This window comes from Acinetobacter sp. NIPH 817 (assembly GCF_000368405.1).
GTDB lineage: Bacteria > Pseudomonadota > Gammaproteobacteria > Pseudomonadales > Moraxellaceae > Acinetobacter.
This window is the reverse complement of sequence record NZ_KB849420.1, coordinates 2,919,427-2,936,285: the sequence shown is the minus strand read 5'-3', so window position 1 is coordinate 2,936,285 and position 16,859 is coordinate 2,919,427. Positions and strand designations below refer to the sequence as shown.

The 16,859-nt window shown below is 42.1% G+C and carries 12 protein-coding genes and 5 tRNA genes; all 17 read left to right on the top strand.

Going from position 1 to position 16,859, the window contains the following annotated elements; genetic code table 11:
• Positions 1–39 precede the first annotated feature (39 nt).
• The 17 genes from trpE to F968_RS17345 all read left to right on the top strand — a co-directional run bounded on the left by trpE (position 40) and on the right by F968_RS17345 (position 16,838).
• Positions 40–1,533, top strand: coding sequence for an anthranilate synthase component I (gene trpE / locus F968_RS17425; protein WP_004795107.1), 1,494 nt, complete (start codon positions 40–42; stop codon positions 1,531–1,533).
• Positions 1,534–1,631: 98 nt separating this feature from the next.
• Positions 1,632–1,707: transfer RNA gene (locus F968_RS17420), tRNA-Thr, on the top strand.
• A 52-nt stretch (positions 1,708–1,759) separates the two neighbouring features.
• Positions 1,760–1,843 (top strand) — tRNA-Tyr (locus F968_RS17415).
• A gap of 37 nt (positions 1,844–1,880) precedes the next feature.
• Positions 1,881–1,956, top strand: a tRNA-Gly gene (locus tag F968_RS17410).
• A 13-nt stretch (positions 1,957–1,969) separates the two neighbouring features.
• Positions 1,970–2,044, top strand: a tRNA-Thr gene (locus F968_RS17405).
• A gap of 146 nt (positions 2,045–2,190) precedes the next feature.
• Positions 2,191–3,381: an elongation factor Tu gene (gene tuf, locus F968_RS17400; protein ID WP_004794160.1), complete on the top strand. Its 1,191-nt coding sequence runs from the start codon at positions 2,191–2,193 to the stop codon at positions 3,379–3,381.
• Between the two features lie 60 nt (positions 3,382–3,441).
• A tRNA-Trp gene (locus F968_RS17395) sits at positions 3,442–3,517 on the top strand.
• 75 nt (positions 3,518–3,592) lie between these two features.
• Complete coding sequence (gene secE / locus F968_RS17390; RefSeq protein WP_004795106.1) at positions 3,593–4,033, top strand: preprotein translocase subunit SecE; 441 nt, start codon at positions 3,593–3,595, stop codon at positions 4,031–4,033.
• 7 nt (positions 4,034–4,040) lie between these two features.
• Positions 4,041–4,574 (top strand): transcription termination/antitermination protein NusG, encoded by a 534-nt coding sequence (nusG, locus tag F968_RS17385; RefSeq protein WP_003654499.1) that lies wholly within the window; start codon positions 4,041–4,043, stop codon positions 4,572–4,574.
• 109 nt (positions 4,575–4,683) lie between these two features.
• Positions 4,684–5,112, top strand: coding sequence for a 50S ribosomal protein L11 (gene rplK, locus F968_RS17380; RefSeq protein WP_001074682.1), 429 nt, complete (start codon positions 4,684–4,686; stop codon positions 5,110–5,112).
• Positions 5,113–5,115: 3 nt separating this feature from the next.
• Positions 5,116–5,811, top strand: coding sequence for a 50S ribosomal protein L1 (gene rplA, locus F968_RS17375; RefSeq protein ID WP_004795104.1), 696 nt, complete (start codon positions 5,116–5,118; stop codon positions 5,809–5,811).
• A 313-nt stretch (positions 5,812–6,124) separates the two neighbouring features.
• Entirely contained in the window at positions 6,125–6,631 is a 507-nt protein-coding gene (rplJ, locus tag F968_RS17370; protein WP_004699170.1) for a 50S ribosomal protein L10, read from the top strand.
• Between the two features lie 48 nt (positions 6,632–6,679).
• Positions 6,680–7,045 carry a 50S ribosomal protein L7/L12 gene (gene rplL / locus F968_RS17365; RefSeq protein ID WP_004795102.1) on the top strand — a complete coding sequence of 122 codons (366 nt, stop codon included), beginning with the start codon at positions 6,680–6,682 and terminating at the stop codon, positions 7,043–7,045.
• A gap of 306 nt (positions 7,046–7,351) precedes the next feature.
• Positions 7,352–11,440 (top strand): DNA-directed RNA polymerase subunit beta, encoded by a 4,089-nt coding sequence (gene rpoB, locus F968_RS17360; RefSeq protein ID WP_004795100.1) that lies wholly within the window; start codon positions 7,352–7,354, stop codon positions 11,438–11,440.
• Positions 11,441–11,526: 86 nt separating this feature from the next.
• Positions 11,527–15,720 (top strand): DNA-directed RNA polymerase subunit beta', encoded by a 4,194-nt coding sequence (rpoC, locus tag F968_RS17355; protein ID WP_013199106.1) that lies wholly within the window; start codon positions 11,527–11,529, stop codon positions 15,718–15,720.
• A gap of 180 nt (positions 15,721–15,900) precedes the next feature.
• Positions 15,901–16,266 (top strand): hypothetical protein, encoded by a 366-nt coding sequence (locus F968_RS17350; RefSeq protein WP_004795096.1) that lies wholly within the window; start codon positions 15,901–15,903, stop codon positions 16,264–16,266.
• Between the two features lie 215 nt (positions 16,267–16,481).
• Positions 16,482–16,838, top strand: coding sequence for a hypothetical protein (locus tag F968_RS17345; protein ID WP_004795095.1), 357 nt, complete (start codon positions 16,482–16,484; stop codon positions 16,836–16,838).
• The last annotated feature ends 21 nt before the right edge of the window (positions 16,839–16,859 follow it).

Below are 16,859 nucleotides of genomic sequence, written 5' to 3'. Positions count from 1 at the left end.
AAACACACTTTTAAATCGAAACCATATTAGAGAAAATTCATGACTACTTTAGCGCAATTCGAACAGCTTAAAGCATCAGGTTACAATACTATTCCAGTTTATCGTCAGCGTTTGGCAGATACGGAAACACCTTTATCTGTTTTTGCTCGTTTTAAGGAGCAAAAACAAGCTTATTTATTTGAATCGGTTGAAGGGGGTGAAAACTGGGCGCGTTACTCCATGATTGGTTTGGGTGAGTCGACAGTTTTTTCATGCAATGCAGGCGTTTTATCGATACAGCATGCTGATGGTTCGATCACACAAGAAGATTGTCTAGATCCATTTGAATATATTCGTGAATTCCAGAAGCAATTTACAGTTCCACCAGCTGAGCTTTTACCAGACTTACCAAGTTTTACTGGCGGGCTGGTTGGTTATTTAGGCTATGATGCGGTTCGCTACATAGAGCCACGTTTAAAAAATGTTCCTGCGGCTGATCCAATTACATTGCCGGATTTGTGGTTGATGCTATCAAAAACGGTCATTGTCTTTGATAACCTTAAAGATACTCTGTTTTTAATTGTTCATGCCGATACAGCACAGCCAAATGCTTATGAAGATGCGCAGCAAAAGTTAGATCAATTAGAGCAATTGTTGGCTACACCAGTTAGTTTGCAAGCTAAGCCGCATACACCCCCACATTTTGAATCGATTACGGGTAAAGCGAAATTCCTTGAGACCATAGAAAAGGTCAAAGAATACATCCGTGCGGGCGATGTTATGCAGGTTGTTCCTGGGCAACGTATGGTTTCTGACTTTGATGGAGAGGCTTTACAGGTTTACCGTGCTTTACGCCATTTAAATCCTTCGCCTTATTTGTTCTTAGTACAAGGTCAAACAATTACGGATCAAAAACCATTCCATATTGTAGGGTCATCACCTGAAATTCTCTCTCGTCTTGAAAATGGTATTGCGACAGTTCGCCCGTTGGCTGGTACGAGACCACGCGGAAAAACTAAAGAAGAAGATATCGCTTTAGAAAAAGACTTACTCTCTGATGAGAAAGAAATCGCAGAGCATTTAATGTTGATTGACCTTGGTCGAAATGATGTTGGGCGAGTTTCTAAAATTGGTAAGGTCAAAGTGACTGATCAGATGGTCATTGAGCGCTATTCGCATGTCATGCACATCGTTTCAAATGTACAAGGTGAAGTGCGTGATGATATCGATGCACTAGACGTATTTAAGGCAACTTTTCCAGCAGGTACTTTGTCTGGCGCACCGAAAATTCGTGCAATGGAAATTATTGATGAAGTAGAGCCTGTAAAAAGAGGTGTTTTTGGTGGGGCAGTGGGATATTTAGGATGGCATGGTGAAATGGATATGTCGATTGCAATCCGTACGTGTGTAATCCGTGATAAAAAAGTGTATGTACAGGCTGGAGCGGGCTTAGTTGCTGACTCAAATCCAGAATCAGAATGGAATGAAACCCAAATAAAAGCTCGCGCAGTGATCAAAGCGGTTGAATTATCATCAAACGGATTGATTTTATGAGTTTTTAGCAGTTTTTTTAAAAAAACTGCTTGCATCGTTTGGAAGTTTTGCTAAACTGCACACCGTTCCGATACGAAACGTACGAAACACTAAGAAGCGCCGGCATAGCTCAGTTGGTAGAGCAACTGACTTGTAATCAGTAGGTCCACAGTTCGAATCCGTGTGCCGGCACCATTTAAAGTGTGAAGTTGTTAAGTGTAGGATAACACTGAAATAAGTGTGATATGGTGAGATTCCCGAGCGGTCAAAGGGGGCGGACTGTAACTCCGCTACGAAAGTTTCGAAGGTTCGAATCCTTCTCTCACCACCATTAACTTCGATTGAAGTGCTAAGTATACCAGCATCGTGCGGGAGTAGCTCAGTTGGTAGAGCGGCAGCCTTCCAAGCTGCATGTCGCGAGTTCGACCCTCGTCTCCCGCTCCATCGAAGGATAATCGCTCTTATAGCTCAGTGGTAGAGCACTCCCTTGGTAAGGGAGAGGTCTCGAGTTCAAATCTCGATAAGAGCTCCAGATACAGTTTAGTAGATTTTCTACAAAGATTTAAAAAGCAGGCTTATTAGTCTGCTTTTCAAGTATTGGGTGTTTGATTTTTTAGGCGATATGTCGATGCTGAGTCTTGCTCAGAATTGTGTTCGACGTAAACGAGGACTATAAACATGGCTAAGGCTAAGTTTGAACGTAATAAGCCACACGTAAACGTGGGCACAATTGGTCACGTTGACCATGGTAAAACAACTTTAACTGCTGCGATTGCAACTATTTGTGCAAAAACTTACGGCGGTGAAGCGAAAGATTACTCACAAATCGACTCAGCACCTGAAGAAAAAGCACGTGGTATTACAATTAATACTTCACACGTAGAATACGATTCTCCAATCCGTCACTACGCTCACGTAGACTGCCCGGGCCACGCCGATTATGTTAAAAACATGATTACTGGTGCTGCTCAGATGGACGGCGCGATCCTTGTATGTGCTGCGACTGATGGTCCAATGCCACAAACTCGTGAACACATCCTTCTTTCTCGTCAGGTTGGTGTACCTTACATCATCGTATTCTTAAACAAGTGTGACCTTGTTGATGATGAAGAATTACTTGAATTGGTAGAAATGGAAGTTCGTGAACTTCTTTCTACTTATGACTTCCCAGGTGATGACACTCCTGTTATCCGTGGTTCAGCTCTTGCAGCTCTTAATGGTGATGCTGGTCAATATGGCGAGTCTTCAGTTCTTGCTCTTGTTGAAGCGCTTGACTCTTACATTCCAGAACCAGAACGTGCTATCGACAAAGCATTCTTAATGCCAATCGAAGACGTATTCTCAATTTCTGGTCGTGGTACTGTAGTAACAGGCCGTGTAGAAGCTGGTATCGTTAAAGTTGGTGAAGAAGTAGAGATCGTTGGTATTAAAGATACAGTTAAAACAACTGTAACTGGCGTAGAAATGTTCCGTAAACTTCTTGACGAAGGTCGTGCGGGCGAGAACTGTGGTGTTCTTTTACGTGGTACTAAGCGTGAAGACGTACAACGTGGTCAAGTACTTGCTAAACCAGGTACAATCAAGCCGCACACTAAATTCGATGCAGAAGTATACGTACTTTCTAAAGAAGAAGGTGGTCGTCATACTCCATTCCTTAACGGTTACCGTCCACAGTTCTACTTCCGTACAACTGACGTAACTGGCGCAATCCAATTACAAGACGGCGTTGAAATGGTTATGCCAGGCGACAACGTTGAAATGTCAGTAGAATTAATCCACCCAATCGCAATGGACCCAGGTCTACGTTTTGCGATCCGTGAAGGTGGTCGTACTGTAGGTGCTGGTGTTGTTGCGAAAGTAACTGCATAAGCATAATATAGTGACGGATTACGTCTCAGGTTGAGGGCTTTGGCTCTCAACTTGCATTATAGGTCAGTAGTTCAATTGGTAGAGCGTCGGTCTCCAAAACCGAATGTTGGGGGTTCGAGTCCCTCCTGACCTGCCATATTTTGAAATAAAAAGCTTGATGCTGGCTTAGTTGTTCATATAATAAGTCGCGAGTTCTACGACGAGTACAAAAATGTCGAATGATAAATCGCGTGACGCATTGAGCGACGCGCCAATTCCTCAAAGAAATAATTCTGCTGAAGTTGTTCGTTCTGGTTCGCCTCTAGATATTGTTCTATGGGTGATTGCAATTGCATTCTTGCTTTTAGCTACTATGGTGAATCAGTATTTACCAGCGTATTGGGCACCTGCAAATAATATTTGGGTGCGCGTTGGGGCAATTTTTGCTTGTATCGTTGTGGCTTTAGGTTTATTATACGCCACCCATCAAGGTAAAGGCTTCGTTCGTTTGCTAAAAGATGCACGAGTCGAATTGCGTCGAGTAACTTGGCCAACAAAACAAGAAACAGTCACTACATCGTGGCAGGTTCTATTGGTTGTAGTTGTTGCATCATTGGTTTTATGGTGCTTTGACTATGGTTTGGGTTGGTTAATTAAGTTGATTATCGGGTAAAAGAGCTATGAAACGTTGGTACATTATTCATGCCTACTCTGGCTATGAAAAACAAGTGTTGCGTTCGCTTACAGAACGAATCCAGCGTAGCGCTGTTGCTGATAGCTTTGGTGATGTCCTTGTTCCTACCGAAGAAGTGGTAGAAATGAAGGATGGTAAGAAACGTAAATCTGAGCGTAAATTCTTTCCTGGCTATGTATTAGTCGAAATGGAAATGAATGATGATACTTGGCATATCGTTAAAGAATGTCCAAAGGTTCTAGGTTTCATTGGTGGTACACCTGAAAAACCAGCACCAATCACTCAGCGCGAAGCAGATGCGATTCTTGCGCGTGTACGTAATACAGGTGAAGCACCACGTCCTAAGACGATGTTTGAGCCTGGTGAAGAATTACTTGTTATTGACGGTCCATTCACAGACTTTAAAGGTGTGGTGGAAGAAGTTCAATACGAAAAGTCACGTTTAACGTTGACGATTAATGTATTTAATCGACCAACTCAGGTTGAACTCGAATTTCGCCAAGTCGAAAAAACGATTTAATCTTAATTGGTTGAAAAGCGCCCGATTTTATCGGGCATTGTTGTTGTAACAGTAGTGTTGCGTAAAGATTGGGGAGCCTAGCGGCGTTCGTACCCAGAGGTATTTTAAAATGGCTAAGAAGATTGACGGCTATATCAAGCTGCAAGTTCCAGCTGGTAAAGCAAATCCATCTCCACCAATTGGTCCTGCATTAGGTCAACGTGGTGTAAACATCATGGCATTCTGTAAAGAATTCAATGCTGCTACACAAAAAGTTGAACCAGGTCTTCCAATTCCTGTAGTGATTACTGTGTACAACGACAAGTCGTTCACATTCATCATGAAAACTCCTCCAGCTTCTATTCTTCTTAAGAAAGCTGCTGGTATCCAAAAGGGTTCATCTGTACCAAACAAAACTAAAGTTGGTAAGTTGACTCGTGCTCAGTTAGAAGAAATTGCGACTACTAAAGAACCAGATTTAACTGGTGCTGATTTAGACGCACGTGTACGTACCATTGCTGGTTCTGCGCGTTCTATGGGCTTGGAAGTGGAGCTATAAGACATGGCAAAGTTAACTAAACGTCAAAAAGCCATTGCTGCTGCTGTTGAAGCAAACAAAGTTTACACTTTGGAAGAAGCAGTGCAAGTTCTTAACAGCCTACCTGCTGCAAAGTTCAAAGAATCTTTGGATGTAGCTGTAAATCTTGGTGTAGACCCACGTAAATCTGATCAGGTTGTTCGTGGTGCGACTACATTACCTGCTGGTACTGGTAAAACTGTACGTGTAGCTGTGTTTGCTCAAGGCGCGCAAGCAGAAGCTGCTAAAGAAGCTGGTGCAGATATCGTAGGTTTTGATGACCTTGCTGAAAGCATTCAAGGCGGAAACCTTGACTTTGATGTTGTAATCGCTGCTCCTGATGCTATGCGTGTTGTTGGTAAGCTCGGTACAATTCTTGGTCCACGTGGTTTAATGCCAAACCCTAAAGTTGGTACTGTAACTCCTGATGTAGCGAATGCTGTTAAAAACGCTAAATCTGGTCAGGCTCGTTACCGTGTAGACAAAGCGGGTATTATCCATGCTGCGATCGGTCAATTAGGCTTTGAAGCTGCTGCTATCCGTCAAAACGTTGAAACCTTAGTTGCTGACTTGAAAAAGTTAAAACCTGCAACTTCTAAAGGTGTATACATCAAAAAGATCACTTTGAGCTCAACTATGGGTCCTGGTCTTACTGTTGATGTAAGCAACGTTTCTAACTAAGTTTGAAACTTAGTCAAGAATTTTAAAGTCCTGATTGAGGGCAGAGTATAAAAATTATAGGTTTTTATACTCATTCAAAGTATTGCTTTGTTTCCTCACTCATCAGGCGGACTTTGAATTGATAAATGTAAATTTATCAGCGTCAAAGACCACAGGCGAAGAGACTTCTTTTGAATATCTTCTTAATAACCCAGCCTGCGTAGACGCGGTGGTGTGATTTATTCCTCCTCCGCGTGCAAGTCAAATCCTTATTGACTTGCGAATTGGGAGTGTACTTTTTTGAGTACATAAATCACCGTTAGGAGGTTTTACAATGGCTCTTCTTATTGAAAGCAAAAAACAGATCGTTGCTGAAGTGGCTCAAACTGCTTCTACAGCGTTCGCTGCCGTTGTTGCTGACTATCAAGGTTTAACCGTTGAGCAATTAACTACTCTTCGTGTTGAAGCTCGTAAACTAGGTGTTGCTACACGCGTTGTACGTAACACTTTGGCTAAACGTGCTCTTCAAGATACGCAATTTGCAATCTTGAATGACAACCTTGTTGGCCCAACAATCTTAGCATTCTCAACTTCTGAAGACGATATGGGTGCAGCTGCACGCTTGTTTGAAGAATTTGCTAAAACTAACAAAGCATTTGAATTAAAAGCTGCTGCATTTGATGGCAAACTTTATCAAGGTGCTGATGTTAGCGTTATCGCAAACCTTCCAAACCAAGAAAAAGCGCTTACTATGCTCGCATCTGTTCTTCAAGCTCCTATTTCGAAATTGGGTCGCTTACTTACAGCGCTTCAAGAGAAAAACGAGTCAGAAGCTGCTTAAGCTTAAATCTACTTCCACACCATTCAATACCCATTTGGAGTTAATCTCATGGCTTTAACAAACGAAGAAATCCTAAACGCAGTTGCTGAAAAAACTGTTCTTGAACTTGTTGAACTTATTTCTGCTTTTGAAGAAAAATTCAACGTATCTGCTGCTGCTGTAGCTGTAGCTGCTGCTCCTGCTGCTGCTGCTGCTGAAGAACAAACTGAATTCAACGTTGAGTTGACTTCTTTTGGTGCTAACAAAGTAGCTGTAATTAAAGCAGTTCGTGAAGCAACTGGCCTTGGTCTTAAAGAAGCTAAAGACCTAGTTGAAGGTGCTCCACAAGTTCTTAAAGAAGGCGTTTCTAAAGAAGAAGGCGAAGAACTTAAAAAGAAACTTGAAGAAGCTGGTGCTACAGTTACACTTAAGTAATTGTAAAAGGAGTCGGTTTTTAAATCGGCTCCATAAAATGGCTGATGGCTCTTGGGTCATCAGCCTTTTTGCGTTACAATAATCGGCTCGATTTTTGTTTGTTCTGTACAATAACTGTTATATTTCAGAAGAATCAAAGTAATTTCAAATGCTTACCAATATTTTTCTTTTTAAAAAAATATTGTTAAGCGTTTTAATACCACTAAAAATTGCAGCATTTGTAAACAGTGGTGGCCATATCGGCCTGTGTAATTCCTTCTGAGCCCGTTCTGCAGGCGGGCTTGGTTTACTTTCCGAGGACTCCAGATGGCATACTCATATACCGAAAAGAAACGGATCCGTAAGAATTTTGGTAAATTGCCCCAAGTAATGGAAGCACCGTACTTACTTTCGATTCAGGTCGATTCGTATAGAACGTTCTTGCAAGGTGGCAAATCTCCAAAAAACCGCGAAGATATCGGTCTCCAAGCCGCATTTCGTTCAGTTTTTCCTATAGAAAGTTATTCTGGCAATGCTGCTTTAGAATTTGTTGAGTATAGCCTTGGTAAGCCTGAGTTTGATGTGCGTGAATGTATTTTACGTGGTTCGACTTATGCAGCACCAATGCGCGTAAAAATTCGTTTGATTATTAAAGATCGCGAAACTAAATCTATTAAAGACGTACGTGAACAAGAAGTCTACATGGGTGAAATGCCACTCATGACAGACAATGGTACCTTTGTTATCAATGGTACTGAGCGTGTAATTGTATCTCAATTACATCGTTCACCTGGTGTGTTCTTCGATCACGATAAAGGCAAAACACATTCAAGTGGTAAAGTACTTTATTCTGCACGTATTATTCCTTACCGTGGTTCATGGTTAGATTTCGAATTTGATGCTAAAGATTTAGTTTATGTACGTATTGACCGTCGTCGTAAATTATTAGCAACTGTTGTGTTGCGTGCATTGGGTTATAACAATGAACAAATCTTGAATTTGTTCTATGAGAAAGTGCCTGTATATCTTGATATGGGTAGCTATCAAATTGACCTCGTTCCAGATCGTCTGCGTGGCGAAATGGCGCAATTTGATATTGCTGACAATGACGGTAAAATCATTGTTGAACAAGGTAAACGTATTAATGCACGTCACGTACGTCAAATGGAAGCTTCTGGTTTAGCTAAGCTATCAGTTCCTGATGAGTACTTGTATGAGCGTATCACTGCTGAAGATATTACTTTACGTAATGGTGATGTGATTGCTGCAAATACATTGTTAAGCCATGAAGTTATGGTGAAACTGGCAGAAGGCGGCGTTAAACAATTCAATATCTTGTTTACGAACGATATTGACCGTGGTTCATTTGTTGCTGACTCATTACGTGCTGACACAACATCTGGTCGTGAAGAAGCATTAGTTGAAATCTATAAAGTAATGCGTCCAGGCGAGCCACCAACAAAAGAAGCTGCTGAAAACTTATTTAATAACTTATTCTTCTCTTCTGAACGTTATGACTTATCTCCAGTAGGGCGTATGAAGTTCAACCGTCGTTTGGGTCGCCCATACGAAGTTGGTACTGACCAGAAGTCACGTGAAGTAGAAGGTATTTTATCGCACGAAGATATCATCGATGTATTACGTACATTAGTTGAAATTCGTAACGGTAAAGGTGAAGTCGACGATATCGATCACTTGGGTAACCGTCGTGTACGTTCTGTTGGTGAAATGACTGAAAACCAATTCCGTGTTGGTTTAGTTCGTGTTGAACGTGCTGTTAAAGAACGTTTAAGCCAAGCAGAAACAGATAATTTGTCTCCACAAGATCTCATTAACGCAAAACCAGTTGCAGCTGCAATCAAAGAATTCTTTGGTTCAAGCCAATTGTCTCAGTTTATGGATCAAAACAACCCATTATCTGAAATTACACATAAACGTCGTGTTTCAGCGCTTGGACCTGGTGGTTTAACGCGTGAACGTGCGGGCTTTGAAGTACGTGACGTACATCAAACTCACTATGGTCGTGTATGTCCAATTGAAACGCCTGAAGGTCCAAACATTGGTTTGATTAACTCGCTTTCTGTATATGCAAAAGCGAATGACTTCGGTTTCTTGGAAACACCATACCGTAGAGTAGTAGATGGTCGTGTAACTGATGCAGTTGAATATTTATCTGCTATTGAAGAAGTGGGTACTGTTATTGCACAGGCCGACTCTGCTGTAGATAAAGATGGCAACTTAACAGAAGAATTCGTTTCTGTTCGTCATCAAGGTGAATTCGTACGTATGCCACCTGAAAAAGTGACGCATATGGATGTATCTGCACAGCAGGTTGTATCTGTAGCTGCATCGCTTATTCCATTCCTTGAACACGATGACGCGAACCGTGCATTAATGGGTTCAAACATGCAACGTCAGGCAGTTCCTACTCTACGTGCGGATAAACCGCTTGTAGGTACAGGTATGGAAGCGAACGTAGCACGTGACTCTGGTGTATGTGTGATCGCAAACCGTGGTGGTGCGATTGAATATGTAGATGCTTCTCGTATCGTTATTCGTGTAAACGAAGATGAAATGATTGCAGGTGAGGCTGGTGTAGATATTTACAACCTCATTAAATATACACGTTCTAACCAAAACACTTGTATTAACCAAAATATTATCGTGAATTTGGGCGACAAAGTTGCTCGCGGTGACATTTTGGCAGACGGTCCGTCAACAGATATGGGTGAGCTTGCGCTTGGTCAAAACATGCGTGTAGCGTTCATGACGTGGAATGGTTACAACTACGAAGACTCGATCTTATTATCTGAGCGTGTACTTCAAGAAGACCGTTTAACTTCTATTCATATTCAAGAATTATCATGTGTAGCGCGTGATACTAAGTTAGGTGCAGAAGAAATTACTGCCGATATTCCTAACGTAGGTGAAGCTGCACTTTCTAAACTTGATGAATCAGGTATCGTTTATATCGGTGCTGAAGTTACTGCTGGTGACATCCTTGTTGGTAAAGTAACGCCTAAAGGTGAAACTCAGTTAACTCCTGAAGAAAAATTGCTTCGTGCAATCTTTGGTGAGAAAGCAGCCGACGTTAAAGACTCATCTTTACGTGTTCCATCTGGTACTAAAGGTACAGTTATCGATGTTCAAGTCTTCACTCGTGATGGCTTAGAGAAAGATGACCGTGCGTTAGCAATTGAAAAAGCACAGCTTGACTCTTACCGTAAAGACTTGAAAGAAGAATACAAGATCTTTGAAGAAGCAGCACGTGAGCGTGTAATTCGTTTGCTTAAAGGCCAAGAATCTAACGGTGGTGGTTCGACTAAACGTGGCGACAAACTTGTTGAAGATATGTTGTCTGGTTTAGAGCTTGTTGACTTACTTGAAATCCAACCTACAGACGAAGCAATTGCTGAACGTTTATCTCAAATTCAAGTGTTCTTGAAAGAGAAGAGTGCAGAAATTGATGAGAAGTTTGCAGAGAAGAAACGTAAGCTTTCAACTGGTGATGAGTTAACAACAGGCGTTCTGAAAGTTGTTAAAGTTTACCTAGCAGTTAAACGTCGTATTCAGCCTGGTGATAAAATGGCTGGTCGTCACGGTAACAAAGGTGTTGTATCTAACATTTTACCTGTTGAAGACATGCCACACGATGCGAACGGTGTACCGGTAGATATCGTATTGAACCCATTGGGTGTACCATCTCGTATGAACGTGGGTCAGATTCTTGAGACTCACTTGGGTATGGCGGCTAAAGGGCTTGGCGATAAAATCGAAAAAATGTTGAAAGAACAGCGTACAGTTTTAGAACTTCGCGAATTCTTAGACAAGATTTATAACAAAGTTGGTGGCGAGCAAGAAGATCTTGATAGCTTAACTGATGCTGAAGTTTTAGCTCTTTCTGGCAACTTACGTGCTGGTGTGCCTTTAGCTACTCCTGTATTTGATGGTGCTGAAGAAAGCCAAATTAAAGACTTACTTGAATTAGCTGACATTTCACGTACTGGTCAAACAGTATTGTTTGATGGTCGTACGGGTGAACAGTTTGATCGTCCTGTAACTGTAGGTTACATGTACATGCTCAAATTGAACCACTTGGTTGATGACAAAATGCATGCGCGTTCAACTGGTTCTTACTCACTTGTTACACAACAACCGCTTGGTGGTAAAGCACAGTTCGGTGGTCAGCGTTTCGGTGAGATGGAGGTCTGGGCACTTGAAGCTTACGGTGCAGCATATACTCTTCAAGAGATGTTAACTGTTAAGTCGGATGACGTTGAAGGTCGTACACGCATCTATAAGAATATTGTAGATGGTAACCATTATATGGATCCGGGTATGCCTGAATCGTTCAACGTATTGACCAAAGAGATCCGTTCTTTAGGTATCAACATTGAACTGAAAAATGGTGACTAAGTCGTAAGACTCACGATTTTTTAGGAAAAAACAATATTTGTGACCCAGTCGGGTAAGCGTTGCTTCCCGACACACGGAGAAAAAAATTGAAAGACTTGCTCGATATCATGCGTAAGAAAACGGACTCAGATGGTCATGCACCAATTGAGTTTGACCGTATCCGTATTGGTCTTGCGTCACCAGAAATGATTAAGTCATGGTCTCATGGTGAAGTTAAAAAACCTGAGACAATTAACTACCGTACGTTTAAACCAGAACGTGACGGTTTGTTCTGTGCCAAAATTTTTGGTCCAGTAAAAGATTACGAATGCTTGTGTGGTAAATACAAGCGTATGAAATACAAAGGCGTCATTTGTGAAAAATGTGGCGTTGAAGTAACTACAGCGAAAGTTCGTCGTGAACGTATGGGTCACATTGAACTCGCTTCTCCAGTTGCACATATCTGGTTCTTAAAATCGTTACCATCTCGTATCGGTTTATTACTTGATATGACGCTTCGTGATATCGAACGCGTATTGTATTTCGAATCATACGTTGTAACTGATCCTGGTATGACTCCGTTTGAAAAGTATCAACTTTTAACAGACGAAGAATACTTCAATGCACTTGAAGAGCACGGTGATGAGTTCACTGCGAAAATGGGTGCAGAAGCGATTCAGGACTTATTAAAAGATATCGATCTTGAAGCTGAAATCGCACGTTTACGTGAAGAAATTCCTCAAACAACTTCTGAAACGAAGTTGAAAAAAGCGTCTAAACGCTTGAAATTGATGGAAGCATTCAACGATTCAAACAACAAGCCAGAATGGATGGTGATGAATGTACTTCCTGTACTTCCACCAGATTTACGTCCATTAGTTCCACTTGAAGGTGGTCGTTTCGCGACTTCTGACTTGAACGATTTATATCGTCGTGTCATTAACCGTAACAACCGTTTGAAGCGTCTTCTTGATCTTGCAGCACCAGACATTATCGTACGTAACGAAAAACGTATGTTACAAGAGTCTGTAGATGCATTACTTGATAATGGTCGTCGTGGTCGTGCAATTACCGGTTCTAACAAACGTCCATTAAAATCTTTGGCAGATATGATCAAAGGTAAACAAGGTCGTTTCCGTCAGAACTTACTTGGTAAACGTGTTGACTATTCTGGTCGTTCGGTAATTACTGTAGGTCCTACTTTACGTCTTCACCAATGTGGTCTTCCGAAGAAAATGGCACTTGAATTATTCAAGCCATTTATTTTTGCGAAACTACAAGCTTCAGGTCAAGCAACAACCATTAAAGCTGCGAAGAAAATGGTTGAACGCGAGACTCCAGAAGTTTGGGACGTTCTTGCTTCTGTAATTCGTCAACATCCAGTAATGTTGAACCGTGCGCCAACACTTCACCGTTTAGGTCTTCAAGCATTTGAACCTATTCTTATTGAAGGTAAGGCAATCCGTCTTCACCCACTCGTTTGTGCTGCGTTTAACGCCGACTTCGATGGTGACCAAATGGCGGTACACGTTCCATTGACACTTGAAGCACAGTTAGAAGCTCGTGCATTGATGATGTCAACAAACAACATCTTGTCACCAGCGAATGGTGAGCCGATCATCGTTCCTTCTCAGGACGTTGTCTTGGGTCTTTACTACATCACGCGTGATGCAGTAAATGCTAAAGGCGAAGGCATGGTGTTTGCTGATACTCACGAAGTAAACCGTGCGCTTGCAACTGGTCAGGTTGCGATCCATGCTCGTGTTAAAGTACGTGTGCATCAAACTGTTATCAATGAAAATGGTGAACGTGAACACGGAACTATTATTGTTGATACGACACCAGGTCGTTGTTTGCTTTGGGAAGTTGTTCCACAAGGCTTAAGCTTTGACATGATCAACCTTGAGATGACTAAAAAGAATATCTCGAAGTTAATCAACTCTTGCTACCGTAAACTTGGTTTGAAAGATACTGTTATCTTTGCTGACCAATTAATGTACTTGGGCTTCCGTCAAGCGACTCGTTCAGGTGTATCTGTAGGTATGGAAGACATGTTAATTCCACCTACTAAACACACAATTATTGATAAAGCTGAAACAGAAGTTCGTGAAATCGAACAACAGTTCGAACAAGGTTTCGTAACTGCTGGTGAGCGTTATAACAAAGTTGTCGATATCTGGGCGCGTACAAACGACCAAGTTGCTAAAGCGATGATGGATAACTTGTCTTATACACTTGTGAAAAACAAACAAGGTGAAGACGAGAAACAAAAATCATTCAACAGCATCTATATGATGTCTGACTCTGGTGCCCGTGGTAGTGCGGCGCAGATTCGTCAGCTTGCTGGTATGCGTGGCTTGATGGCAAAACCGGATGGTTCGATTATCGAAACACCGATTAAAGCGAACTTCCGTGAAGGTTTAACAGTACTTCAGTACTTTATTTCAACACACGGTGCGCGTAAAGGTTTGGCCGATACAGCATTAAAAACTGCGAACTCTGGTTACTTGACTCGTCGTCTTGTAGACGTAGCGCAAGATTTGGTAATTACCGAACCTGACTGTGGTACAGCTGGTGGTCTGGTGATGACTCCATTCATTCAAGGTGGTGATGTCATCGAGCCATTACGTGACCGCGTATTAGGTCGTGTAACTGCTGAAGACGTACGTCGTGCATCTGATGATGAAGTTGTATTACCTCGTGGTACGTTAATTGACGAAAAAATCGCAGCTCATCTTGAAGAAGCGGGTGTGGATGAAGTCAAAGTACGTTCAGTAATTGCTTGTGAATCTGCTTTTGGTGTATGTGCTAGATGTTATGGCCGTGACCTTGCACGTGGTCACTTGGTTAACCCTGGTGAATCAGTTGGTGTAATGGCAGCACAATCTATTGGTGAACCAGGTACACAGTTAACGATGCGTACGTTCCACGTTGGTGGTGCTGCGAGCCGAACTTCTGCTGCAAACAGTGTTCAAGTACGTAACAAAGGTACTGTACGTTTCCATAACGTGAAAACTGTACAACATGCAAAAGGCCACTTGGTTTCAGTTTCACGTTCAGGTGAAATTGGTATTGCCGATGATTTAGGTCGTGAGCGCGAGCGTTATAAACTTCCTTACGGTGCAAGCATCTTGTTGAAAGATGGTGAAGCTGTTGAAGCTGGCGGTATCGTAGCGACTTGGGATCCGCATACACATCCATTAGTAACAGAAGTTGCTGGTAAAGCACGTTTCAGCCAAATCGCTGATGGTGTAACTGCAACATCGAAAACTGATGATGCAACTGGTATGACTACTGTTGAAATCTTGCCTGTAACGGCTCGTCCTGCTTCTGGTAAAGATTTACGTCCTGCAATCGTGTTGGATACAACAGATGGCGGCGAACAGTTCTACTTCTTGCCACAAAACACAATCGTAACTGTTCGCGATGGCGAAACGATTGGTGTCGGTGACGTAATTGGTCGTGTACCACAAGAAACATCACGTACTCGTGATATTACCGGTGGTCTTCCACGTGTAGCTGACTTATTCGAAGCACGTAAACCGAAAGAACATGCAATTCTTGCTGAAGTTTCAGGTGTTGTAAGCTTTGGTAAAGAAACTAAGGGTAAAAACCGTTTAGTAATTACCCCAGATGATGGTTCTGAGATTTACGAAGAATTGATTCCAAAATGGCGTCAAATCAACGTGTTCGAAGGCGAGCATGTGAACCGTGGTGAAACAGTTTCTGACGGTCCACAAAACCCGCACGACATCTTACGTTTGAAAGGTGAAGTTGCATTAACTAACTACATCGTGAACGAAGTTCAAGACGTATACCGTCTCCAAGGTGTAAAAATCAACGACAAACATATTGAAGTTATCGTACGTCAAATGTTGCGTAAAGTTGATATCACTGATGGTGGCGATACAAGCTTCATCAAAGGTGAGCAAGTGGATTACATCCGCGTTGTTCAAGAGAACCAAGCTGTCTTGGCTCAGAACAAGTTCCCTGCGAAGTTTGAACGTCAATTGATGGGTATTACGAAAGCATCGCTTTCTACAGACTCGTTCATCTCTGCTGCATCGTTCCAGGAAACAACTCGTGTGTTAACTGAAGCTGCTGTAACAGGTAAAGAAGATGATTTACGTGGCTTGAAAGAAAACGTTGTAGTAGGTCGCTTGATTCCAGCTGGTACTGGTCTTGCATACCACTTAGAACGTCGTCGTCAAGAAGCAGAAGCTGCTGAACATGAGCTTCACAATGACTTCAGCGAAGTAGACCAAGCATTTAGCCAAGCATTAAACTCAGAACAATTCTAAGTTTAGACTGGCATTAAAAAAGGCACCTCAGGGTGCCTTTTTTATTTATATTTATTTATAACAATTAAAAGTGGTAATTACATAAACATATTAAAGAGCCATTATTTTATTACTTAAGCGGGATAAACGCTCCACAAAAACAGATTAGGCTACATGCTTATGGAGACTGGAGTAAATCTAATGAAAAAAATGATGACGATTGCGAGCGTTGGCCTGATGTCAACAACTTTGTTTGTTGGTTGCCAGAATGCGAGCCCAGAGAGTAAACGTATTGGTTCGGCTGCGATCGGTGGTGGCGCAGGTGGTGCTGTAGGTAAACATGTGGGCGGTAATATTGGCGCAGGTTTAGGAGCGGCTCTCGGTGCCGGCGTAGCAGCTAATGCAAAAGGATCTAGTAGTAAAACCGTGCGTAATAGTGCAATTGGTGCTGGTGTTGGTGCGGTGTTAGGTGGCGCAATCATTGGTGGCGATGCTGGTGCTGCTACAGGTGGTGCACTGGGTGGTAGTGCGGGCGCAGCTTATGAAGAGAAGAAAGGGAAGTACTAAAAGTATTCCTAATAATGTTTAAACCTAGAAGTCTTTAACCTGTTAGAGGCTTCTTTTTTATGTCTTTTTTATAATTAAAATTTTGCTTAATGAGCATAAATAGATGAGCTTTACAAAATATCAATCGATTAGGACAGATGAATAACACAATCTGATCAAATTACTCATAAAAGAGGATTATTCTTTTCATTAGAACAGGTAATAGGAGTATGGCCATGAAAAAAACAATAGGATTAGTTTCTGCTTTAATGTTGTCTACGCTTATGATTACGGGTTGTCAAAATATGAGTCCGTCTGACCAGCGTATTGGTGCAGCAGCAGCAGGTGGAGCACTAGGTGGTGGCTTAGGTAACCATGTAGGCGGTGGTGTTGGTGCAGGCTTAGGTGCAGCAGTAGGTGCTGGTGTTGGTTCAAATAGCCAAGGCGGTAGTAAACAAACCACGACTAAGAGTGCGATCGGAGCTGGTATCGGTTCTGTGGTAGGTAAAGCAATATTGGGTGGTGACTCTGGTGCTGCAATTGGCGGTGCGATAGGTGGTGGTGCTGGTGCAGCGATTGAAGAAAAAAGATAACACAGTATTGATTGAAGAAAA